The sequence below is a fragment of the Lentzea waywayandensis genome (assembly GCF_900115955.1).
GTDB classification, from domain to species: domain Bacteria; phylum Actinomycetota; class Actinomycetes; order Mycobacteriales; family Pseudonocardiaceae; genus Lentzea; species Lentzea waywayandensis.
The window spans coordinates 322,836-343,177 of record NZ_FOYL01000008.1; the positions used below are offsets into that span (position 1 = coordinate 322,836).

Annotated in this window: 20 protein-coding genes; 10 read left to right on the forward strand and 10 right to left on the reverse strand. The window is 68.6% G+C overall.

Annotated elements, in window-relative coordinates; translation table 11 throughout:
* The first annotated feature begins 8 nt into the window (after positions 1 to 8).
* From BM417_RS29465 to BM417_RS29480, 4 genes are all read left to right on the forward strand, one after another.
* Positions 9 to 1,202, forward strand: a complete 1,194-nt coding sequence (locus tag BM417_RS29465) for a phosphoglycerate kinase (protein WP_177320667.1) — start codon at positions 9 to 11, stop codon at positions 1,200 to 1,202.
* Entirely contained in the window at positions 1,202 to 1,990 is a 789-nt protein-coding gene (gene tpiA / locus BM417_RS29470) for a triose-phosphate isomerase (protein ID WP_093601265.1), read from the forward strand. Before BM417_RS29465 ends, tpiA begins: the two co-directional genes overlap by 1 nt.
* Before the next feature lie 206 nt (positions 1,991 to 2,196).
* On the forward strand, positions 2,197 to 2,439 hold the full coding sequence (gene secG / locus BM417_RS29475) for a preprotein translocase subunit SecG (protein WP_093601267.1): 243 nt from the start codon (positions 2,197 to 2,199) through the stop codon (positions 2,437 to 2,439).
* A 66-nt stretch (positions 2,440 to 2,505) separates the two neighbouring features.
* Positions 2,506 to 2,850 carry an RNA polymerase-binding protein RbpA gene (locus BM417_RS29480; protein WP_030478110.1) on the forward strand — a complete coding sequence of 115 codons (345 nt, stop codon included), beginning with the start codon at positions 2,506 to 2,508 and terminating at the stop codon, positions 2,848 to 2,850.
* A 67-nt stretch (positions 2,851 to 2,917) separates the two neighbouring features.
* On the opposite strand, the gene BM417_RS49355 is transcribed toward BM417_RS29480, so the two are convergent.
* Positions 2,918 to 3,784, reverse strand: coding sequence for a hypothetical protein (locus tag BM417_RS49355; protein WP_245822228.1), 867 nt, complete (start codon positions 3,782 to 3,784; stop codon positions 2,918 to 2,920).
* 268 nt (positions 3,785 to 4,052) lie between these two features.
* Between BM417_RS49355 and BM417_RS29490 the strand changes: the two genes are divergently transcribed.
* Entirely contained in the window at positions 4,053 to 4,610 is a 558-nt protein-coding gene (locus BM417_RS29490; RefSeq protein ID WP_143138856.1) for a hypothetical protein, read from the forward strand.
* Entirely contained in the window at positions 4,607 to 6,217 is a 1,611-nt protein-coding gene (locus tag BM417_RS29495; protein ID WP_093601271.1) for a serine/threonine-protein kinase, read from the forward strand. Before BM417_RS29490 ends, BM417_RS29495 begins: the two co-directional genes overlap by 4 nt.
* Here BM417_RS29495 and BM417_RS29500 read toward each other — a convergent pair.
* Positions 6,204 to 6,824: a TetR/AcrR family transcriptional regulator gene (locus BM417_RS29500; protein WP_093601273.1), complete on the reverse strand. Its 621-nt coding sequence runs from the start codon at positions 6,822 to 6,824 to the stop codon at positions 6,204 to 6,206. The two genes, BM417_RS29495 and BM417_RS29500, sit on opposite strands and share 14 nt — an antisense overlap.
* A gap of 39 nt (positions 6,825 to 6,863) precedes the next feature.
* On the opposite strand from BM417_RS29500, the gene BM417_RS29505 reads away from it, so the two are divergent.
* Positions 6,864 to 7,961 carry an abortive phage infection protein gene (locus BM417_RS29505; RefSeq protein WP_143138857.1) on the forward strand — a complete coding sequence of 366 codons (1,098 nt, stop codon included), beginning with the start codon at positions 6,864 to 6,866 and terminating at the stop codon, positions 7,959 to 7,961.
* On the opposite strand, the gene BM417_RS29510 is transcribed toward BM417_RS29505, so the two are convergent.
* The 3 genes from BM417_RS29510 to BM417_RS29520 all read right to left on the reverse strand — a co-directional run bounded on the left by BM417_RS29510 (position 7,951) and on the right by BM417_RS29520 (position 10,688).
* Complete coding sequence (locus BM417_RS29510) at positions 7,951 to 9,207, reverse strand: sensor histidine kinase (RefSeq protein WP_093601277.1); 1,257 nt, start codon at positions 9,205 to 9,207, stop codon at positions 7,951 to 7,953. The two genes, BM417_RS29505 and BM417_RS29510, sit on opposite strands and share 11 nt — an antisense overlap.
* A gap of 143 nt (positions 9,208 to 9,350) precedes the next feature.
* Positions 9,351 to 9,980 (reverse strand): DUF4360 domain-containing protein, encoded by a 630-nt coding sequence (locus BM417_RS29515; RefSeq protein ID WP_093601279.1) that lies wholly within the window; start codon positions 9,978 to 9,980, stop codon positions 9,351 to 9,353.
* An 81-nt stretch (positions 9,981 to 10,061) separates the two neighbouring features.
* Positions 10,062 to 10,688: a DUF4360 domain-containing protein gene (locus BM417_RS29520; protein ID WP_093601281.1), complete on the reverse strand. Its 627-nt coding sequence runs from the start codon at positions 10,686 to 10,688 to the stop codon at positions 10,062 to 10,064.
* Positions 10,689 to 10,882: 194 nt separating this feature from the next.
* Between BM417_RS29520 and BM417_RS29525 the strand changes: the two genes are divergently transcribed.
* On the forward strand, positions 10,883 to 11,272 hold the full coding sequence (locus BM417_RS29525) for a response regulator (RefSeq protein ID WP_093601283.1): 390 nt from the start codon (positions 10,883 to 10,885) through the stop codon (positions 11,270 to 11,272).
* Here BM417_RS29525 and BM417_RS29530 read toward each other — a convergent pair.
* Positions 11,260 to 14,094 (reverse strand): substrate-binding domain-containing protein, encoded by a 2,835-nt coding sequence (locus BM417_RS29530; protein ID WP_093601285.1) that lies wholly within the window; start codon positions 14,092 to 14,094, stop codon positions 11,260 to 11,262. The two genes, BM417_RS29525 and BM417_RS29530, sit on opposite strands and share 13 nt — an antisense overlap.
* 117 nt (positions 14,095 to 14,211) lie before the next feature.
* Between BM417_RS29530 and BM417_RS29535 the strand changes: the two genes are divergently transcribed.
* Complete coding sequence (locus tag BM417_RS29535; RefSeq protein WP_143138858.1) at positions 14,212 to 15,576, forward strand: hypothetical protein; 1,365 nt, start codon at positions 14,212 to 14,214, stop codon at positions 15,574 to 15,576.
* 4 nt (positions 15,577 to 15,580) lie between these two features.
* Here BM417_RS29535 and BM417_RS29540 read toward each other — a convergent pair whose 3' ends face one another.
* Positions 15,581 to 16,009 carry a GNAT family N-acetyltransferase gene (locus BM417_RS29540; protein ID WP_177320668.1) on the reverse strand — a complete coding sequence of 143 codons (429 nt, stop codon included), beginning with the start codon at positions 16,007 to 16,009 and terminating at the stop codon, positions 15,581 to 15,583.
* A 107-nt stretch (positions 16,010 to 16,116) separates the two neighbouring features.
* On the opposite strand from BM417_RS29540, the gene BM417_RS29545 reads away from it, so the two are divergent.
* A complete protein-coding gene (locus BM417_RS29545; protein ID WP_143138859.1) occupies positions 16,117 to 17,016 on the forward strand; it encodes a M48 family metalloprotease in 900 nt (299 codons plus the stop codon).
* Between the two features lie 4 nt (positions 17,017 to 17,020).
* Here the strand turns inward: BM417_RS29545 and pgl are convergent, their stop codons facing one another.
* Genes pgl through zwf form a run of 3 tightly spaced genes read right to left on the reverse strand, consistent with a single transcriptional unit; the run spans position 17,021 to position 20,303 of the window.
* Positions 17,021 to 17,800 carry a 6-phosphogluconolactonase gene (gene pgl / locus BM417_RS29550; RefSeq protein ID WP_093601293.1) on the reverse strand — a complete coding sequence of 260 codons (780 nt, stop codon included), beginning with the start codon at positions 17,798 to 17,800 and terminating at the stop codon, positions 17,021 to 17,023.
* A complete protein-coding gene (gene opcA, locus BM417_RS29555; RefSeq protein WP_093601483.1) occupies positions 17,797 to 18,819 on the reverse strand; it encodes a glucose-6-phosphate dehydrogenase assembly protein OpcA in 1,023 nt (340 codons plus the stop codon). The genes pgl and opcA overlap by 4 nt, the downstream gene beginning before the upstream one ends.
* On the reverse strand, positions 18,816 to 20,303 hold the full coding sequence (gene zwf / locus BM417_RS29560; protein WP_143138861.1) for a glucose-6-phosphate dehydrogenase: 1,488 nt from the start codon (positions 20,301 to 20,303) through the stop codon (positions 18,816 to 18,818). Before zwf ends, opcA begins: the two co-directional genes overlap by 4 nt.
* Positions 20,304 to 20,342: the final 39 nt, after the last annotated feature.

Sequence of the window (20,342 nt, forward strand, 5' to 3'; positions counted from 1 at the left end):
AACAGTCAGTGAAGACTCTCAGCGACCTGCTCGCCGAGGGTGTCGCGGGTCGGCGCGTCCTGGTGCGCGCCGACCTGAACGTCCCCCTCGATGGCGACAAGATCACCGACGACGGCCGCGTGCGCGCGTCGGTTCCGACGATCAAGGCACTCGCCGACGCGGGTGCCCGCGTGATCGTCACCGCTCACCTCGGCCGCCCCAAGGGCGAGCCGGACCCCAAGTTCTCCCTGGCGCCGGCCGCCGCTCGCCTCGGTGAGCTGCTCGGCACCGAGGTCGCGCTCGCGAGCGACCTGGTCGGCCCGTCCGCCGCCTCCGTGGTCGGCGCGCTCACCGACGGTGGCGTCGTGATGCTGGAGAACGTCCGCTTCGACGCCCGTGAGACCTCGAAGGACGACGCGGAGCGCGCGGCACTCGCCGGCGAGCTCGCGGCCTTCGCGGACGCGTTCGTGTCCGACGGCTTCGGTGTCGTGCACCGCAAGCAGGCCTCGGTCTACGACGTGGCGCAGAAGCTGCCCGCGTACGTCGGCGGTCTCGTCGAGGCCGAGCTCAAGGTGCTCAAGAAGCTCACCGACGACCTGGAGCGCCCGTACGTCGTGGTGCTCGGCGGCGCGAAGGTGTCCGACAAGCTCGGCGTCATCGCGAACCTGCTGGCCAAGGTCGACCGGCTGCTCATCGGCGGCGGCATGGCGTACACGTTCCTCAAGGCCCAGGGCCACGAGGTCGGCACGTCGCTGCTCCAGGAAGACCAGCTCGACCAGGTCAAGGGCTTCCTCGAAGAGGCCGACAAGCGCGGCGTCGAGCTCGTGCTGCCGGTCGACGTGCTGGTCACGGCCGAGTTCGGCAACGTCGAGCACGACGTCGTCGGCACCGACTCGATCCCCGCCGGCAAGATGGGCCTCGACATCGGCCCGAAGTCGCGCGAGCTGTTCGCGTCGAAGCTCGCCGACGCCAAGACCGTGTTCTGGAACGGCCCGATGGGCGTCTTCGAGATCGAGACCTACGCCGGTGGCACGCGTGCCGTCGCGGAGGCCCTGGTCAAGTCCGAGGCGTTCACCGTCGTCGGTGGCGGTGACTCGGCGGCCGCGGTGCGTGCGCTGGGTCTGCCCGAGGACGGCTTCTCGCACATCTCCACCGGTGGTGGCGCGTCCTTGGAGTTCCTCGAGGGCAAGGACCTCCCCGGCATCAGCGTTTTGGAGTCCTGATGGCAGCCCGGCTCCCGCTCATCGCGGGCAACTGGAAGATGAACCTCAACCACCTCGAGGCGATCGGTCTCGTGCAGAAGATCGCCTTCTCCCTCCCGGAGAAGTACTTCGCCAAGGTCGAGGTGGCCGTTCTTCCCCCGTTCGTCGACATCCGCAGCATCCAGACGCTGGTCGACGGCGACAAGCTGCTGATCAAGTACGGCGCGCAGGACATCTCGCAGCACGACTCCGGTGCCTACACCGGTGAGGTCTCCGGCCCGATGATCAAGAAGCTCGGCTGCCACTACGTGGTCGTCGGGCACTCCGAGCGGCGCGAGTACCACGGCGAGACGGACGCCATCGTCAACGCCAAGGTCAAGGCGGCGCTGAAGGTCGAGGTCACCCCGATCTTCTGCTTCGGCGAGAAGCTCGACGTCCGCGAGGCCAAGGGGCATCTGGAGCTGGTCCGCCAGCAGCTGGAGGACGGCCTCAAGGGCTTCACGGCCGAGCAGGTCGCCAAGATCGTGTTCGCCTACGAGCCCGTCTGGGCCATCGGCACCGGTCGCACCGCCTCCTCCGCCGACGCGCAGGAGGTGTGCTCGCTGGTCCGCTCGTTCGTCGCGGAGAAGTACGGCGAGGAGACCGCGGCCGTCGTGCGGGTGCTCTACGGCGGTTCGGTCAAGTCGTCGAACATCGGCGACCTGATCGGGCAGAAGGACATCGACGGCGCTCTCGTCGGCGGTGCCAGCCTTCAGGCCGACGAATTCACCAAGCTGTGCGCATTGGCCGCCGGCGGGCCTCTACCCTAAGTTGATCCGGTGTCGTGGTGTCGGCCCCACGTCCTCATATCGGGCATATGGGGGCTGGGGCCGACGCCGCGAGGTGCCCTGCTGAACGCCGGAAGCGACGGCTAAAGTGGGTTGCCACCGCACCCCATCCCTAATCCCACCGGTTGCACACGTTCGGCAGTCGAACAGGTACTCTATGGCGTCGGCTGCCTGACAGCGAGGAAGAAATGATCCTGTTCCTGCAGATCCTGTTGATCGTCTCCAGCTTGCTGCTGGTGCTGCTCGTGCTCTTGCACCGCGGCCGTGGTGGCGGCCTTTCCTCGCTGTTCGGCGGCGGCATGCAGTCGAGTCTGTCCGGTTCCTCCGTGGTCGAGAAGAACCTCGATCGCCTGACGCTGTTCGTCGGCGCGATCTGGGTCATCGCCATCGTGGGCATCGGACTCCTGATCAAGCTGCCTCCGTCAGCCTGATCAACCGTTCAGCGGCAGAAGCCCTTCGGGGCTTGGAGTAACCACTTGGTGGGGGTGTAACGGTCGATGTCCGGTGGTAACGCGATTCGCGGTACCCGCGTCGGCGCAGGCCCGATGGGCGAATCGGAACGCGGCGAGTCCGCGCCCCGTCGTCGGGTGTCGTACTGGTGCGCGAACGGTCACGAGTCCCGGCCTTCCTTCGCGGTCGAGGCGGAGGTCCCGGAGAGCTGGGACTGCCCGCGCTGCGGCCTGCCGGCAGGTCGTGACGAGCAGACGCCACCCGCGCCGCCGCGCAACGAGCCGTACAAGACGCACCTTGCGTACGTGAAGGAGCGGCGCTCCGACGCGGACGGTGAGGCGATCCTCGAAGAGGCTCTCGCCAAGCTGCGCCGCCAGCGCGAAGAGCCGTAAGGCTCGGATCTTCGAACAATGCGAAAGGCCCCCTCATCCTGCGGAGAGGGGGCCTTTCGCGTTTCTCTTATCGACGCAGTCCGGAGAACTGACGGCGCAGCATCGCGGCTCCGACGAGCAGGAAGAACAACAGCACCACGAGCGTGCTGGTCGTGCCGCCGGACGAACTCGACAGCGTCACGTCCACGTTGCCCACGAGCACGATGCCGCACTCCGCGCGCACCTTGTGGCGGCCGGGCTCGATGCTCGCGAACTTCACCGGCGACCGGAAGGTGCCGTTCTCGTCCGCGGTCGTCTTGCCGACGTCCTGGCCCAGCGACTTCAGGGTCACGTTCGCGCCCTTGGGACAGCCCGTGCCGGTCGCGGTCAGGTCGTCGCCCGGCTGGATGTTCTCCTTGTCCAGGACGAGGACGCCGTCACCGGGGTTGGTCAGGGCGTCGGTGGACGAGGAGGGCGGCTGCGAGGACGACGACGGGGTGTCCGTGGTCGTGGTGGTCGTCGGAGGAGTCGTGGTCGTGACGACCGGCGGACGCGTCGTCACGGGCGGGTTGGTGACCGGCGGGTTCGTCACCGGCGGAACGGTGACGGGCGGCTTGGTCGTCGTGGTGACCGGGGGTGGCGGCACGATCACGCGCAACGCGGTGCCCGCGTTGCCGCACTTCGTGTTCGTCGACCGGGCCTCGAGCTTGTGGCTGCCCGCGGTGGTGCCCGCGGGCACGGTGGCCCCGACCGAGCCGCTGGAGGCCGAGCCCGCCGTCGCGATCTGGGTGCCGTCCAGCGTGAAGATGATGCTGACGGCACGACACGTAACGAATCCGCCCCAGGAAATGGTCACGGGGCCGCCTGCTGTGGCAGGCTGCGGCGCCGCGGTCACACTGGGCGGCTGCTGGGCCGCGGCCGGTGTGGCGACCAGCACCGTAACACCGGCCATCATGGCCACGAGTAAGCCTAAAGACCGCATTCCCTCTCCCCGGATCAGAACCTAAGGTGCGCTAGTGAGACGTCGCATGGCCGGTGCAGGTTTACTGCTGTGGTGCGGAATTATGCTGCTTCCCTCAGCGGCCTTCGCACAGGACGGGTCTGTGATCCTCGAGGCCGATGTGGACGGTAGGCCGGTTGGAGTAGGGAATCTCGTCCTGGACCCCTCGCAGACCGCCAAGGTCTCCGTCACGGTCCGCAACAACACGACCACGGTGCAGCGCGTGAAGACGGTCCGAATCAGCGGCACGGCGCTGGCGTTGACCTTCTTTTCTTATGACACAACGGTTCCGTTCGACGTGCCGGCGAAGTCCTCGGAGACCCGCTCGTTCCCGCTGGAGCCCACCGACCTCGGCTCGCAGGCGATTGGTCTCCTTCCGGTCACAGTTGAGGTCATCGACGTCCAGAGGGAGAGCATCGCGTCCGTCGAGACGACCGGAGACGTCAAGGGCTCGCTCTGGTCGGTCTACGGGGCGTTCGGTCTGGGCGTGCTCGTGCTGACCGGGTTGTCGTGGGCGGGGGCGTTGATCGCGCTGGCCCGCCGGCGCCTGCCTCCGAACCGGTGGCAGCGGGCCATGCGGTTCCTGCCCGCCGGGATCGGGACCGGGCTGGTCGCGGTGATCTCGTTGTCGGTGCTGCGGCTGGTGGCTCCGTCGCCCACGGCCGAGATCCCGTTCATCGTCGGCGCCGCCGCGGCGGCGTTCGTGCTCGGCTATCTGACGCCGCATCCTGGTGAGCGGCGGGATCCGTCCGATGTGGATACCGTGAGGATTCAACGGTGATTCAGTCCAGTGTGGTCGCCGCGCTGCCGCAGTACGCCGTCGGTGAGCAGATCGGCGAGGGCGGCATGGGTGTCGTCTACGGCGGTGTGCACCGTCAGCTGGGGCGTCCCGTGGCGATCAAACGGCTGCCGCACGCGGTAGCCGAAGACCCGCGGATGAGCGAGCGCTTCGAGCACGAGGCGCGGTTGCTGGCCCGCCTCGACCACCCGCACATCGTGCCCGTCTACGACTACGTGCGGCAGCAGGGCGAGCACCTGCTGGTGATGGAACGGCTCGACGGCGGCACCGTCTGGTCGCGGTTCTCCGGCGACGGCCTGACCGCGCAGCAGTCGTGCGGGATCGTGCTGGCGGCGTTGTCCGGTCTGCACGCGGCGCACGAGGCCGGGGTGCTGCACCTCGACGTGAAGCCCAAGAACCTGCTCTTCACCTCGAACGGCGTGGTGAAGGTGGCGGACTTCGGCATCTCCCAGGTGGTGTCGGAGGGCGCGACGCTCGTGACGCACGGTGGCGCGGTGCTCGGCACGCCCGCGTACATCGCGCCGGAGCAGGCGATGGGCAACGCGCTGTCGCCCGCGGCCGACGTCTACGCGACCGGCACGATGCTCTACGAACTGCTGTGCGGCGACCTGCCGTTCGAACGTGGCGGCGGCCCGATCGCGATGATCCAGAAGCGGGTGTTCCAGGAGCCGCGGCCGGTGCCGAGGGTGCCGGAACCCCTTGCGGGCGTGGTGATGCGCAGCATCGCGCGGGAGCCGGACGCGCGGTATCGCAACGCCGAGACGTTCGCGATCGACCTGGCGAGCGCGGCGGGCCACCTGTTCGGTCCGGACTGGCTCGTGCGCCTGGGCATGCCCGTGCACCTCGCACCGCAGGTGTCGTCGTCCTCCACGCGTCCATCGCTGCGGCCCGTGCCCGAACGCGACACGGTCACGCTCACGGGGCAGCGGATCCGGGCCACGCTGGTCGACCCGGTCCCCGCCGCGCGGCTGAGCGGCAGCAGCACGCTGGTGCCGGCCTCGGAGGTGATCAGGCCGCCGTCGAAGCCGTGGGCATTGTGGCTGGTCGCAGTCCTTGCGTTGATCGCGATGGCCGTCGTGCCGTTCGTGGCGACCGGCAACCCGCCTGCCACGATCATCGAGTTGGACCTGGCCGATCCCGTGAAGGTCGAGGGCACGCGTCTCGTCGTGACGGCGGCCGGCATCCCGCTCGCGGACGTGCCCGAGCGCACGCCGGAGGGCTTCGTGCTGCCGGGCGCGGCACGGTGGATCATCGGCGGCGTCGTGACGGCTCAGGTCGACGACCAGCCGCCGTTCCTGCTGAAGTCCAGCCAGACGCCGTGGCTGAGCCTGATGGGCACGGGCTCGGCGTTGTTGCTGCTCTTCACGTTCGCGTACCTGGAGTCGAACCTGCGGGCGTTGCGGCGGCGGCAGACCGGTGTGGCGGCGGTGATCGCGTCCGTGCCGCTCGGACTTGGACTCGGCCTGTCCGTGTGGCTGCTGGTGTCCGTGCTGCTGGAGCACGAGCCGACGATGCCGATCGCGCTCACGTGCGGTGTGCTCGGCGCGGCTGCGGCACTGAGCGCGTCGCTCGCCTCTAAACCCGCCTGACCGCCAGTTCGAACAGGTCCGCGAGCTCCCTCGCGTACGCGGAGACGTCGGTGTCCGGCCGGGCCATGAGCTCGGTCGGCGCCGCCTCCATCGCGGCGATGACCGACACGGCCATCACCCTGGGCGCGAACTCGCGCAGCTCGCCGCACGCCTGACCCTCGCGGAACATCTCCTCCAGCTCGGTCAGCGTGCGCTCGTTCTGCTCCTCCGACCACGTCCGTGCGGCTTCGGCGTCCCGTGCGGCGGCGGCGATCTGGGAGATCGCGATGAGCTCCGCGGGGTGTTCGGCGCAGTAGTGCACGAAACCCTCGATGAGCGACCGCAGCGCCGCTACGTAGCCGTCGGCGCTCTCGGAGCGTGCGGTCAGTGCTCGGTCCATCGCGTCGTGCACGGTCAGCATGACCTGCTTCATCAGTTCCTCGCGCTTCGCGAAGTGGTACGTGATGAGCCCCGGGCTGATGCCCGCACGCTGCGCGATCTGCACGAACGACGCCTTCGCGTACCCGATCTCGGCGATCGTCGCGATGGTCGCGGCCACGATCTGACCGCGCCGGGCGTCCTCGATGAAGCTGCGCTTCTGGCCGCCCGGCCGATTTTCTGGTTGCATGACTAGTAGCCTAGTTGAGTAACTAGTCGAGGGGGAATGATGATCAGTCGAAAGGTGTTCTTGAAGTCCGTCGCGGGTGCCGTCGTGCTGGCGAGCGTGGGGAGTGGCACGGCGTCGGCGGCGCCGAGGAAGCGCGGCGGCGTCTGCTACGACACGGGCGTGCTGCACGCGGCAGGGGACCCGCTGAGTCGCGTGCGCTGGAGCCGTCAGCAGCTGGAACGGGAGATCCGCATCATCGCCGACGAGCTGCGCTGCCCGTCGATCACGGCGTTCGGCACCGACCTCGGCCGCCTCGCCGAGACGACGGACGCGGCGTTGCGCCAGGGCATGCGGGTCTTCGTACAGCCGAGGCTCTACGACCACCCCCAGGGGCAGATCTTGGAGCACATGGCCGAGGCCGCGCGCACAGCCGAACGGAAGCGGCAAGGGGACAACATCACGTTCGTCACCGGCTGCGAGCACTTCCTGTTCACGCCGGGCATCATCCCCGGCGACACGTTCCTGGACCGGCTCGAGAACATGCCGTCGATCACGGACTGGCCCGCGGTCGTCCGGCGCTTCCGCGAGTTCATGGCGAAGGCCGTCGAGGTGACGCGCGGGGAGTTCCGGGGCCGGATCACCTACGGTGCGGCTGCGGGGGCGGACGCACAGTGGAACGACTGGTCGTTGTTCGACCTCGTCGGCCTCGACTACTACACGCACTTCGAGACCGATGCCGAGTACACGGCCGACCTGGACAAGTACCGCCGCTGGGGCAAGCCGCTGATGATCCTGGAGTACGGCTGCTGCACGTTCACGGGCGCCGCGGCGGCCGGCGGGATGGGCTGGGACATCGTCGACTACGAGGCCGACCCGCCCGTGATCAAGCCCGGCTTCGAGCGGAACGAACGCGAGCAGGCCGACCACATCGCCCGCATGCTGCGCGTGTTCGGCACACAGCCCGATGTCGAGGGCTCGCACCTGTACTCGGTCATCTCGCCGGACTCGCCGCACAACCCGACGTGCCGCGATCGCGACTACGACATGGCCTCGTACAGCCTGCTGCGCACGATGCGTGAGCGGTTCGACGACGACAACTCGCCCTACCGGCTGGAGCCCAAGAAGTCGTTCCACGCCTTCCAGCGGTTCAATCGGTGATGACGCGTTCCCTCGGGAACGACGCCGTCACCAGGAAGCCGCCGTCCTCGGTCGGCCCCGCCGAGAACTCGCCACCGAGCAACGTGGCGCGTTCGCGCAGGCCGACCAGGCCGTGACCTCCGCTGGGCAGCGACGACGACGGGCTGGACGCGGCGGTGTTGCGCACCTCGACCAGCACGTTGTCGTCGTACTGGGCGTCGATGAACACCGTCGCGCTCGCGCCCACGGCGTGCTTGCGGATGTTGGTCAGCGCCTCCTGCACCGTCCGGTAGACGGCGCCGGACACCGGTGCGGAGAGGTCCTCCACCGGCCCCTTGAGCTGGATGGTCACCTCGAAGCCCGCGTCGGCGGCCAGGTCGGACAGCTCGTCCAGGCCTGGCTGGGTGTCCTCTGTGGTGCGCAGGACGGACACGAGCGTGCGGAGCTCATCGAGCGTGCGCGTCGACAACATGCGGATGGTGCCCGCGACCTGCTTGTGCTCGGCGTCGACCACGGCCATGCGCAGCGCACCGGCCTGCATGGCGATGAGGCTGACTTGGTGCGACACCACGTCGTGCATCTCGCGGGCGAGCTTTGCCCGTTCGTCGGCACGGATGGCGTGCGCGTGCAGCACACGTTCTCTCTCGCGTGACTCGGCCAGTTCGCGGATGCGGTCGGACAGTTCCTGGCGCGCGTGCACCAGCAGGCCGATCGCGATCGGCAGGCCCGACACGAGGAAGCCGTAGATCGCCGAGTGGAAGTGCCCCGAGGCCGGCCGCTCGATCAGTTCCTCGAACGGCCAGGCGACGAACCGGCACAGCCACACCAGCGCGGCCGCGAGGCCCGTCTGCCAGCCGCCGAGGTAGCGGCGGGCGACCGTGTAGAGGGCGATCATCGCGGCGAGCTGCGACCAGCCGACGAAGAAGCCGGGGATGGTGAGCACGAGCGTGAGGAACGGGAACCGCCGCCGCAGGACCAGCGCGCCGACCGCGAGCCAGTTGAGCCACAGCTGGTAGTTCTCGACCGGCGGCAGGTCCGTGATCGGGTCGGCTTCGAGCCACAGCCCGTACAGCCAGACGTCGAGCACGGCGAAGAAGATCAACGCCAGGTCCGCGAGCACCTGCCGGTAGTCACCACTGAGCGGCCAGCGTGAGCGGGCCGCGGTCTCCTCCGGCCGTCTGGCCGGGAGCAGCGTCGTGGTCAGGATCCGACCTCCCCTGTGAGCCTTGCGATCCTCACCGTACTGCGCGTATGCGGCGGATGGCATTGGCTGCCCCTTTACCCCGACCTGCCCCGTCATGGGGGTAAGACGCCCGCACACGCGAATCTGTACGCCGCTCCGCTCACATATGTGCTACCGCACACGTCCGTGCGGACGCGTGCGGTAGTCACAGCACTGTTGAAGGGCTATCAGGGGCAGGTCTTCCAGCTGAACTGGTAGGTCGTGTCGATGGCACCGTCCGTGGAGTCCATCGAGACGAAGCTCGTCGTCGTGGCCGTGTTGGACGAGCCGGGGTAGACGCGGAGCTCGGTGTTGATGTTGAAGTTCCGCTTCTCCCCGCACGGGGAGTAGACGATCGCGGCGACCTCGGTCTGGTCCGTGGCCTGCCAGTCGTCGCTGTGCGGGCCGTTGTACCGGTGCTGCGCCGAGTCGTTCTGCGACATGCCCTGGAAGTAGTAGTTGGCCTTCTGGATGGCGTACGCGCCTCTCTCCAGGTGCGCGAAGCCTCTGTAGTCGGCCTGGGCGATGCCGTAGGTGAAGCCCTGCGGGACGTTGACCCGCAGGTTGAGCTGGCAGTTCTTTCTGAAGTCGGTCGGTCGCGCGCCGACGCCGACCTGGGCCAGGTAGTCGCTGTAGGTGACCGTGAAGGCCTTGTTGTCCTCGGACACCGCGACGGCCGCGGTGCCCGCCGGGCAGCCGGAGCCGTTGACCGTGACGACGTCGATGGTGATGTGGTCGGGCGGCGGCGTCTCGTTGGGCGAGCCGGGCGGGATGATGATGGTCGAGGCCAGCAGGGCAGCGGCAACCGCGTTGAGCATGAGGGGCACCTTTCCAAACGCGTCTCGCAGGGAGGGGTGGCGGCGGTTGGAACTTCGGTGGCGGCGGCCTTTGTCAGAAAATCAGCAGCGCTTCCACGAGAAGTGGTGCAGAGTGCGCACTTCTCCGCGCTGGTAGTCCATCGTCATGAAACTGTTCGTATTGGCGTCCGAGGTACCCTTGTCGACGCGCAGGGCACTGTTGACGTTGAGATTCTTCTGCTCGCCGCACGGCGACCAGACGATCTCCGAGAACTCGGTCCGGTGGGTGATCGACCAGTTGTCGTCGAACGGCCCCGTGAACGTGTGCTTCCACGTGGTGGTGGCCGATTGACCCTGGAAGTAGTAATTCACCGACTGGTACCCGGTCGCGCCGGGTTTGAGGTACCCGTAGCCGCCGTAGGTCGCTTCCGCGATGCCGTACGAGAAGCCCTGCGGGACGTTGATCTGCAGCGTGAGCTGGCAGTTCTTGCGGAAGTCGGTCGCACCGGCACCCTTGCCCGCCTGGGCCAGGTAGTCGCTGTAGATCACCCAGAACGAGGTGTTGTCCGGTGAGACGATCACTTCGGCGCTGCCCTGCTTGCACCCGGAACCGTTCACCGTCACCACATCGATCGTCACGCGCTCCGAAGGAATCGTCGCGGCGTGTGCGGGTGCTGACGACAATGTGAACAGCACGGCCAGAGCGGCTGCTGCCGTCGCTTTACGCATGAAGTTGGCCTTTCCTGGTGCCTCTTTCTCAGCGTGGAGCGGCAGCGGTGCCGCGAAGGTTAGCGCAGACCCTCAACCAATGGTGTGATCCAAATGGCCCAGGTCACACTGATGGAGCAGTTCGTGAAGAATTACCAAAAATAGTCGGACACCTGGTGCTGAAGGCACGAATAGTTTCCGGCATACTTGCCCGCATGTCGCTGGCTGGGCTGGTGCTCGTGGTCGAGGACGAGGACCCCGTGCGTAGGTACACCGTGAGCCTGCTCGAGGAGCTGGGCTTCACCGTTCTGCAGGCCAGTGACGGCGTCGAGGCGATCGCGATCCTGCGCGAACGCTCCGCCGAGATCAGCGCGATGCTGCTCGACCACAGCATGCCGGGCCTGTCCGGCGAGGAGGTGCTGGCGCAGGTCGAGCGCGAGGGCCTGGTCGTGCCGGTGGTGCTGACCAGTGGCTACGACCGCGCGTCGCTGGAGCGGCGGTTCGCCGGGCACGACATCGCCGGGTACCTCCAGAAGCCGTTCCGGATCGAGGCGCTGGACGAGACGGTCCGTCTCGCTGTCGCGCGTCGCGCTCAGGCGTCCTGACTGAGGACCTGGCGCACGCGTTCGAGCAGGTGCGACTCCACGTACGGCTTGGTGATCAGCACCTCGTCGTTGAGGATCTCGTCGGTCGTGTACCCGGACATGTAGATCACCGCCGGTGCCGCACCGGTCGAGCGCAGCAGCCGGACGAGCTCGGGGCCGCCCATCTTCGGCATCACGACGTCGGTGAGCACGAGCTCGATCGTGCTGCGGTGCGCCGTGGCGAGCTGCAACGCCTCCTGGCCGTCGCCCGCCTCGATCACCGCGTAGCCCGCGGTCTCCAGCGAGCGCCGGGTCATGACCCGCACCTGCGCGTCGTCCTCCACGAGCAGCACGGTGCCGGCGCCCTGGTGCGTGGTGGTGCGACGCGCGCACGGCGCTTCGGGCGTGCCGTCGCGTTCGTGCGGCACGGGCAGATAGACCTCCACGGTCGTGCCTTCGCCCAGGGCGCTTATCAGTTCGATCTGCCCACCTGACTGCTGCACGATGCCGAACACCGTGGACAGGCCGAGGCCGGTGCCCTTGCCGACCGGTTTGGTGGTGAAGTACGGCTCGAACACCTGCGCCTGCACGTCCGGTGCCATGCCCGCGCCGGTGTCCTGGACGCGCATCACGACGTACTCGCCGGGCCGCACGCCGACGATCCGGCCGGTGTCGCCGCTGCCGAGGGTCCGGTCCGCGATCGAGATCCGGAGCGTGCCGCCGCCGGGCATCGCGTCGCGGGAGTTGACCGCGAGGTTGAACAGGATCTGCTCGACCTGGCCGGCGTCCGCCCACACCTGTGCGACACCTTCCGGCAGCTGCATCTCCAGTTCGATGTGGTCGCCGACGAGCGTGCGCAACATCGAGTGCACCTTGGTGAGGTTGTGCTTGAGGTCCAGGGACTCCGGGTGCAGGACCTGCTGGCGGGTGAACGCGAGCAGCTGCCTCGTCAGGTTCGCGGCCCGTTCGCCCGCATGCCTTATGTCCTCGATCGCCGTGCGCCTCGGATCGTCCGGAAGGGTGCGTCGCAGCAGCATCTCGCTGTTGCCGTTCACGACCGTGAGGATGTTGTTGAAGTCGTGCGCGATGCCACCGGTCAACCGTCCGATGGCCTCCATCTTCTGTGCGTGCCGCAGCTGCGCCTCGGTCTCGCCGACGCGTTCTTCGAGCCGTGCGCGCGCGTCCTTCAGCTCCTGCATCAGCCTGATGCTCCGCAACGCGCTGCTGAGCTGCTGCTGCACGGCCTCGTAGATCCAGCCGGGCTCCGGGCCCTCCTCGAAGATCACGTACCCGAGGTGGTCCTCGTCGGTGTAGAGCGGGGCGACCAGCGCGCTGAACGGCACGTTGCGCCTGAACGGGTACGGCGTCAGGTTGATGGTGGGGAACGGGGTGTCCGGCGGGGTCTTGAGTTCGGCGTTCTCGTACCGGACGAGCGCGCGCGCCGTGCCTGGCGTGTCGTACGCCATGACGTGGCAGCCGGGGATGGCGAGGCGGGGGAGTTCCTCGGCGAGAGCGGTCGTGAGCTCGTCCACGTCCCGTGACGCGATGAGCCGTTGCCCCGCTTCGCGCACCGTCTGGTCGTGACGCTCGTGCGACAGGTACTTGAAGCGTGCGTCCGTGGCGAACGCATCGCCGAGAAGGAGCTGCACGCGCAACCACAGGTCGTTGATGATCGTGGCGTCACTGATCCGTGCCGTCACGAACCGATGCAGGTCGAACAGCGGTGGCCACCACTGCGCCGGTTCGCACCCGGCGCGCGCACTCCAGCCGATGTACTCGGCCAGCAGCTTGAGGAACTCCGCGCCCTCGACCTCACCGCGGCCCGCCGCCATCAGCTCGACGACCAGCTGCTCGGCCCACCCGTCCGGCAGGTTCGCCGAGGGTTTCCCGAGCGAGTCGCGCAGGTGGTCCGCCACCGTGGACGCGGTCGCGGACTCGTTGATGCTGAGCCGGTCGTGCGCGGGCGCGTGGTCGCCGAGCCCGGACGGCAGGCAGCCGCACGACCGGCGCACGATCAGCTCGGTCGGCAGGGTCTGGTGCTCGCGCGTCGGCCGGCCCTTCACCAGTGCCACCGCGAGTTCGGCTGCCCGGAAGCCCATTTCGAGGAACGGCGCCCTGACGGTGGTGAACGCGGGCGTCGTCGCGTGCGTGCGAACGTTCGTGTGGTTGCCGTACCCGACGACGGCGACGTCCTCCGGCGTGCGGTAACCCAGCTGCTCCAGCGCGGTGACGACACCGATCGCGTAGTCGTCGTTCGCGGCGGCGATGGCGTCCGGCGGTTCTTCGATGCGTGCGAGCATCCTGCGCACGGCCTGCGTCGCGCCGTTCGGTTCCCAGATGAACGAGCCCGGCATCGTGACGAGCGCGGGATCGAACGGGATCCCGTGGTTGCGCAACGAATCCGCGTAGCCGAGGAACCGCTCCCGTGCGCCCGCATGCGTTTGCGGTCCTCGGACGAACGCGATCCGGCGTTTGCCGTGCACCTCGATGAGGTGGTCGACGGCCTGCTTCATGCCGTCGCGGTTGTTCATCAGAATCGTTGGCCACTGGGCAAGGCTTGTTTCGACGCTCACGATGGGCATGGGTGCGTACCGCTTCACGTACTCCTGCATGCCCTCGGACCCGATGAGCTGCCCCACGCGCGTAGTCCACACCACGAGCGCATCGATGCGATTCGGCGAGATCAGGTCGTAGACCGTGTTCGCGCGACGCTTCAGCGGGTCCGGATGGTCCAGTTCGCTGCCCACGAAACACACGAGGTCGCACCCGAGGCGCTGCGCTCCGTCGCTGACACCACGCCACTGCTCGCCCGCGAGCTCGATGAGCGGGCCAGCGGTGATCATCCCAATGGTGGGACGTCGCTTCGCACTGCCGTTTGCCACAAAACCCCCGCTACTCAACGCGATTGGGGATGATACGCGTTGTCGGGGGGAATGCCTGCCGTGTTACCAGGGAGATTGGTGAACGCTGTACTGGAGGGCCTGGCGTCCAACTCCGCGCTGCCGGCCACGTTGCTGGACCGCCTGGTCGCCCACCCGGAGTTGGCCCCTGAACTGGCCGAACGCGCAGATCTCTCTCCTGCGCACGTACGTGCGTTACTTGCCCATGCTGACTCCACAGCCGTGTACACGCTGCTGGACAAGGGGTTGGTTCATCCGGCGGACATACCCATTACCGACGAATCGGTCGCCTTGGTGGTGACCGGAAGCCCGGACGCCGATCCCGCACTGGCCCGCGCACTGGCGTTCCACCCGGACCCCACCGTTCGCGCGCGCCTGCCGGAGTGGGCCTGCTCCCTGCCTGCCGACGTGATCGAGCTGCTGGCCCGCGACCCCGACACCTCCGTGGTTGCCGAATTGGTTCTCTTCCAAGCGTTACCTCCTTGGCTGGCCGTGTCACTGAGCCGCCATCCGAGCCTCGACGTGCGCCGCGCACTGGCCTCCAGCCCGCACACGCCCGCGTCGTTGCTGGCCTCGCTGAGCTCCGAGGACACCCTGGTCCGCGAACTGGCCGCCAACCCCGCGACACCGGCGTCCATCGCGGCGGACCTGCTGCGCCACCACACATCCCGCTACTTCCTGGCCGGACGCACCGACCTGCCGTCCGACGTCTACGACCAGCTCGCCTCGGAGCTCGAACCCGGCATCCTGTCGCAGCTGGCCGCGAACCCGGCCGTCCCCGTACCGGTCCTGCGCCAGCTCGCCGGGACCCGTGCCCTGCGCCTCGCGCTCCTGCGCAACCCGGCGATCCCGTTGGACCTTCTGGCGGAACTGGCCCCGTCGGCGCGCATCGGCCCCGATCCTTTGCCGCGCATCGCTTCCGCTTCCGTCGTTGAGCTCCGGGAGCTGGCCGCGTCCCCGGTGACGCGGATGTTGGTGGCCGCGCGACCTGATCTGCCCGCGGACCTGTTCGCCGCCCTGGTGTCTGATCCCGACGCCGGAGTCGCCGGCGCGGCCGCGACTCATCCTCTGGTGACGGTTCCGCAGCTCTGGGAGTTGGTCGAGCGGCACGGACCGCTTCTGTACCCGCGGGTGGCGCGGAATCCGTTGTGCCCGCCGGAGTTGTTGCACCACATGGCTTTGGGGGCCGGTTCGGTGGAGGAGACCTACCGGGCGATCGCTCGCCATCCTGCCGCCTCGGGTGAGACTCTGTTGCTGTGCTTGGAGGATGCGCAGGCCCGGCACTTGGCCGCGGCCCATCCGCACCTGCCGGTGCCGGCGATCGTGGAGCTGCTGGGGAGTGAGTTCACGGCGGGGGCCGCGGCGGCGAACCCGTCGTTGCCGGTGCACGTGATGGAGGAACTGGTGGACAGGAGCGAGGTGTGAGCCGCTACCACCACTTGATGAGGTTGGTCTGCTCCTTGCGGACCGCGTACCCGTTGGCCGCGTAGAACTCCCGCGCGTGCACCCGGTTCGCCCCGGTCACCAGCCGGACGCCGGCAGCACCATCGGCCCGAGCCCACTCCTCACCGGCGGCCAGTAAAGCCCTGCCCACACCCCGGCGCTGGTGCCGCGGCGAGATGGCCAGCGTGATCAGGTTCTTCAGCGGCCGGTGGTAGGTGTTCTCGTAGTCGCTCAGCTGGATGTACCCGAGCACGTCGCCGCCGTCGTCGGCCACGAACAGCACCACGTTGGGCGCCTTGATGATCCGCGCGAGCTGGGCCGCCGTGTCCTCCAGCGGGAAGTCGTAGTCCAGCGCCTCGCGGTTGATCTGGCGAATCGCCGGCGCGTCGTCGGCCAGCACGTCCCGGATCTGCAACTCGACCCCCTCGGTTGACCCCTCCAGCTAACCACGCTGGGCGAGACGGGCGACTCGGCTGGACACAAACGGGATCGCGCTGGAACGCTCGAACCCGAGGTGATGACGTGCGCGCTCCCCGACGACGCTTCGACATGTCCGCCGTGATCGAGTTGCTGCTCGGGGTGCCGACGGTGCTGAGCAGCCTGCTGATCGTCACGCTCGTCGGCAAGGCCGTGATACCGGAGACGCTGTGGCTGTTTCCGGTGGTCTGGCTGGCTTCCGGTGCGATCGTGTTCCTGCCGGCCACGGGCAAGTTGCTGGCGGCCCTGGTGCACGGGATGCGGGGGCCCACCGGGACGGAGCGTGCCGCGCTCGAGCCCTTGCTGGAGGAGGCGTGTGGTGCGGCCGGGGTGGATCCGGGGAGGTATCGGCTGCGGATCCAGAACTCCAAGGAGATCAACGCGATGGCCGTGGGCGGGCACGTCGTGGGGGTGTCGACCGCGGCGTTGCAGTTGCCTCAGAAGCAGCTCGAGGCGGTGCTGGCGCACGAGATCGGGCATCATCTGGCCGGGCACACGAAGATCTCGTTGCTGCGCTGGTGGTTCGAGCTGCCGGCGCGGGCGGTGGTGTGGCTGGTCATCATCATCGGGGTGGCCATCTACGTGGCGGGCGACAAGATCGGCACGACCGGAGCCAAGGTCATCAGTCTCGTGCTGATCGTGGCACTCGGCGTCGCGGCTGTGCTGGTCAGCCCGTGGGTGTTGCTGGTGCCGGTGATCGCGCCGCTGCTGGCGCTGGCGAGCAGGAGGGCCGAGTTGCACGCGGACCGGGTCGCGGCCGAGCTCGGGTACCGGCTGGTGTTGCTGGAAGTGTTGCAGCGCTGGGTGAAGGAGGGGCACGACGAGCAACGGGCCAGGGCCGGGTTCCGAGCGCGGATGCTGGCCTCGCACCCGTCGTGCGCGCTGCGCATCAGCAAGTTGCGCGGCGAAAAGCGAAGGCCCCTGAGCCGGAGCCCAGGGGCCTGAACCGTCACGCCAGTGAGGGTTTGAACAACGCCGGTACCGCCGAGGCGGCCGCGGTGTCCAGCAGCCACAACGTTCTGCGGCGGCCGGTGGCACCGGCGGCGGGGATCTGCACCTCGCCGGCACCGTCCAGCGCCATGGCCACGGCGGCGGCCTTGGCCTCGCCGGTGGTCATCAGCCAGACCTCCTGCGCGCACCGCGTCGACGCCAGCGTCAGCGACACGCGCGTCGGCGGTGGCTTCGGGCAGTTGCGCACGGCCACGACCGTCCGCTCCTTCTCGTGCACGGCAGGAGAATCCGGGAAGACAGAGGCCACGTGGCCCTCCTCGCCGACGCCCAGAAGACAGACGTCGAACGTGGGCACGTCGCCGTGGTCCTCCGGCCGCGCAAGGGAAGCCAGCAAAGCGGCGTAAGCCTCGGCAGCGGCCTCGGGGTCGTCGCCGAACTTGCCGTCCGAAGGCTCCATCACGTGCACCCGCGACGGGTCCAGCGGAACGTGGTCCAGCAGCGCGGCACGGGCCTGTGTCTCGTTGCGGTCCGGGTGACCGGACGGCAGGAAACGCTCGTCGCCCCAGAACAGGTCGACCCGCGACCAGTCCACCGCGTCGCGCGCGGCGCCCCGGTTCAGGTGGTCCAGGACGGCGGTGCCGGTGCGGCCGCCGGTCAGCACGACGGACGCGTAGCCGCGGGCGGCCTGGGCGTCGACCATGCGGGTCACCAGGCGGGCCGCCGCGGCGGCGGCCAGAAGGTCGCCGTCGCGGTGGACCACCACTTGCGAATTGCTCACGAACCAGCCTTCGCCTTCGACTTCTTGGGTGCGGCCGAACCGTTGGCGGACTCCACAGCGGGAGCCTCCTCGGCGGCTTCCGGCTTCGCCGAGTGCGCGCGGCCCTTGGCGACCTTCGACAGCGACCTCAGGGCCGCCGCGTAGACCTCGTCCGGGTCGAGCCGGCGCAGTTCCTCGGCGAGACAGTCGCGCACCGAACGACGCTGGAGCGCGACCCGCCGCGACGGCTGGCCGGGCTGGGCCAGCGTGCCGACCTTGCCGTCCGGGCGGATCAGGTCGACGTCGCCGGAGGGACGGCCGAGCCGCACCTCCACGATGCCTTCACCCGACGTCGCCTTGAAGCGCTTGGCCGAGACCTTCAGCCGGTCCGTCAGCCACGCGGCGAGCAGGTCCGTGGACGGCGAGTCGGCCTCACCGGTCACGTCCGCCTCGGTGACCTTCTCGTACGGCGGCAGGTCCAGCGACGAGGCGAGCATGGCGCGCCACAACGTCAGACGCGTCCACGCCAGGTCCGTGTCGCCCGGCGCGTAGTGCGCCCGCCGGGACTCCAGGGCCTTGATCGGGTTCTTCTCGGCCGCGGCATCGGTGATGCGACGCTGCGCGAGCTGGCCGATCGGGTCCTTGGACGGCGACACCGGCGCGTCGAACGGCCACCACGCCACGACCGGGGTGTCCGGCAGCAGCAGCGGCATGACGCACGAGGCGCCTTCCTTGGCCAGTTCTCCGTACAGACGAAGAACAACGACTTCCGAGGCTCCGGCGTCGCCACCGACGCGGATCTGCGCGTCCAGGCGAGGTGCCGCCTGACGAGCGCCGCGGGCCACGACGATCACGCGACAAGGGTGCTCGCGGGAAGCGTCGTTGGCCGCGTCGATCGCGGCGTCGGTGCGCTGGCCGTCCTCGGTCACGATCACGAGGGTCAGCACGCGACCGAGAGTCGTCGCACCGCCTTCGTCCCGCAGCCGGACCAGCCGCGAGTTGATCTGGGAGGTGGTGGTCGAGGGCAGGTCGATGATCACGGACGCCTCCAGTGCCTTCCGGTGCGAGCCGTCATCGCGTCCGCCGACGGCGGCCCCCACGTACCGGCCTTGTACTTCTCGAGCGCGGGTTCGTCCTTGCGAGCCCAGAAGTCGAGAATCGGGTCGAGGATCTCCCAGGAGAGCTCGACCTCGTCGTTCTTCGGGAACAGCGACGGCTCACCGAGCAGCACGTCGAGCAGCAGCCGCTCGTAGGCCTCCGGCGACGACTCGGTGAACGAGTGGCCGTAACCGAAGTCCATCGTGACGTCGCGAACTTCCATCGTGTTGCCCGGCACCTTCGACCCGAACCGGATCGTCACGCCCTCGTCCGGCTGAACCCGGACCACCAGGGCGTTCTGGCCGAGCTCCTCGGTCGCCGTGTCGTCGAACGGCAGGTGCGGTGCCCGCTTGAACACGACGGCCACCTCGGTGACGCGACGGCCCAGGCGCTTGCCGGTGCGCAGGTAGAACGGCACCCCGGCCCAGCGGCGGGTGTTGACCTCGCAGGTGATCGCGCCGAACGTCTCGGTCTTCGACTCGGGCGAGAAACCGCCCTCCTCCAGCAGACCGAGCACCTTCTGGCCGCCCTGCCAGCCACCGGTGTACTGGCCGCGCGAGGTGGTCTCCTCGAACGGCTGCGCGGGCCGCGTCGCCGAGAGGATCTTCACCTTCTCGGCCCTCAGATCGGCGGGCTTGAACGAGACCGGCTCCTCCATCGCGATCAGCGCGAGCAGCTGGAGCAGGTGGTTCTGGATGACGTCGCGCGTGGCGCCGATGCCGTCGTAGTACCCGGCACGGCCACCGAGACCGATGTCCTCGGCCATGGTGATCTGCACGTGGTCGACGTAGTTCGAGTTCCAGATGGGTTCGTACAGCTGGTTCGCGAACCGCAGCGCCAGGATGTTCTGCACGGTCTCCTTGCCGAGGTAGTGGTCGATGCGGAACACCGACTCCTCGGGGAAGACCTCGTTGACCGTCTTGTTCAGCTCCTTGGCCGACTTCAGGTCGTGGCCGAACGGCTTCTCGATGACGACGCGACGCCACTGGTCGGGTGCCGTCTGGGCGAGACCCGCGCGCTTGAGCTGGTTGACCACCGTCGGGAACGCGCCCGGCGGGATCGACAGGTAGAACGCGTGGTTGCCGCCCGTGCCGCGCTCGGCGTCGAGCTGGGCCAGGCACGAGGCCAGGTTGTCGAACGACTGGTCGTCGTCGAACGTGCCCTGCACGAACCGGATGCCCTCGGCGAGCTGCTGCCAGACCGCCTCGTTGAACGGCGTCCGCGCGTGCTCCTTGACCGCGTCGTGCACGACCTTCATGAAGTCCTGGTCGGCCCAGTCGCGGCGGGCGAAGCCCACCAGGCCGAAGCCCGGCGGCAGCAGACCCCGGTTCGCGAGGTCGTAGATCGCGGGCATCAGCTTCTTGCGCGACAGGTCACCGGTGACACCGAAGATGACCAGCGCGCTCGGGCCCGCGATGCGGGGCATGCGCTTGTCACGCGCGTCCCGCAGCGGGTTGTGCCACTT

Bases quoted from the DNA above. Each gene is read 5' to 3' on its own strand.
- BM417_RS29530 (WP_093601285.1), bottom strand. From the start codon at position 14,094: ATGATCACCGCTGGCCCGCTCATCGAGCTCGCGGGCGAGCAGTGGCGT.
- BM417_RS29520 (WP_093601281.1), bottom strand. From the start codon at position 10,688: ATGCGTAAAGCGACGGCAGCAGCCGCTCTGGCCGTGCTGTTCACATTG.
- zwf (WP_143138861.1), bottom strand. From the start codon at position 20,303: ATGCCCCGCATCGCGGGCCCGAGCGCGCTGGTCATCTTCGGTGTCACC.
- secG (WP_093601267.1), top strand. From the start codon at position 2,197: ATGATCCTGTTCCTGCAGATCCTGTTGATCGTCTCCAGCTTGCTGCTG.
- BM417_RS29515 (WP_093601279.1), bottom strand. From the start codon at position 9,980: ATGCTCAACGCGGTTGCCGCTGCCCTGCTGGCCTCGACCATCATCATC.
- BM417_RS29525 (WP_093601283.1), top strand. From the start codon at position 10,883: ATGTCGCTGGCTGGGCTGGTGCTCGTGGTCGAGGACGAGGACCCCGTG.
- BM417_RS29510 (WP_093601277.1), bottom strand. From the start codon at position 9,207: ATGCCATCCGCCGCATACGCGCAGTACGGTGAGGATCGCAAGGCTCAC.
- BM417_RS49355 (WP_245822228.1), bottom strand. From the start codon at position 3,784: ATGATGGCCGGTGTTACGGTGCTGGTCGCCACACCGGCCGCGGCCCAG.
- BM417_RS29500 (WP_093601273.1), bottom strand. From the start codon at position 6,824: ATGCAACCAGAAAATCGGCCGGGCGGCCAGAAGCGCAGCTTCATCGAG.
- tpiA (WP_093601265.1), top strand. From the start codon at position 1,202: ATGGCAGCCCGGCTCCCGCTCATCGCGGGCAACTGGAAGATGAACCTC.
- BM417_RS29505 (WP_143138857.1), top strand. From the start codon at position 6,864: ATGATCAGTCGAAAGGTGTTCTTGAAGTCCGTCGCGGGTGCCGTCGTG.
- BM417_RS29480 (WP_030478110.1), top strand. From the start codon at position 2,506: ATGTCCGGTGGTAACGCGATTCGCGGTACCCGCGTCGGCGCAGGCCCG.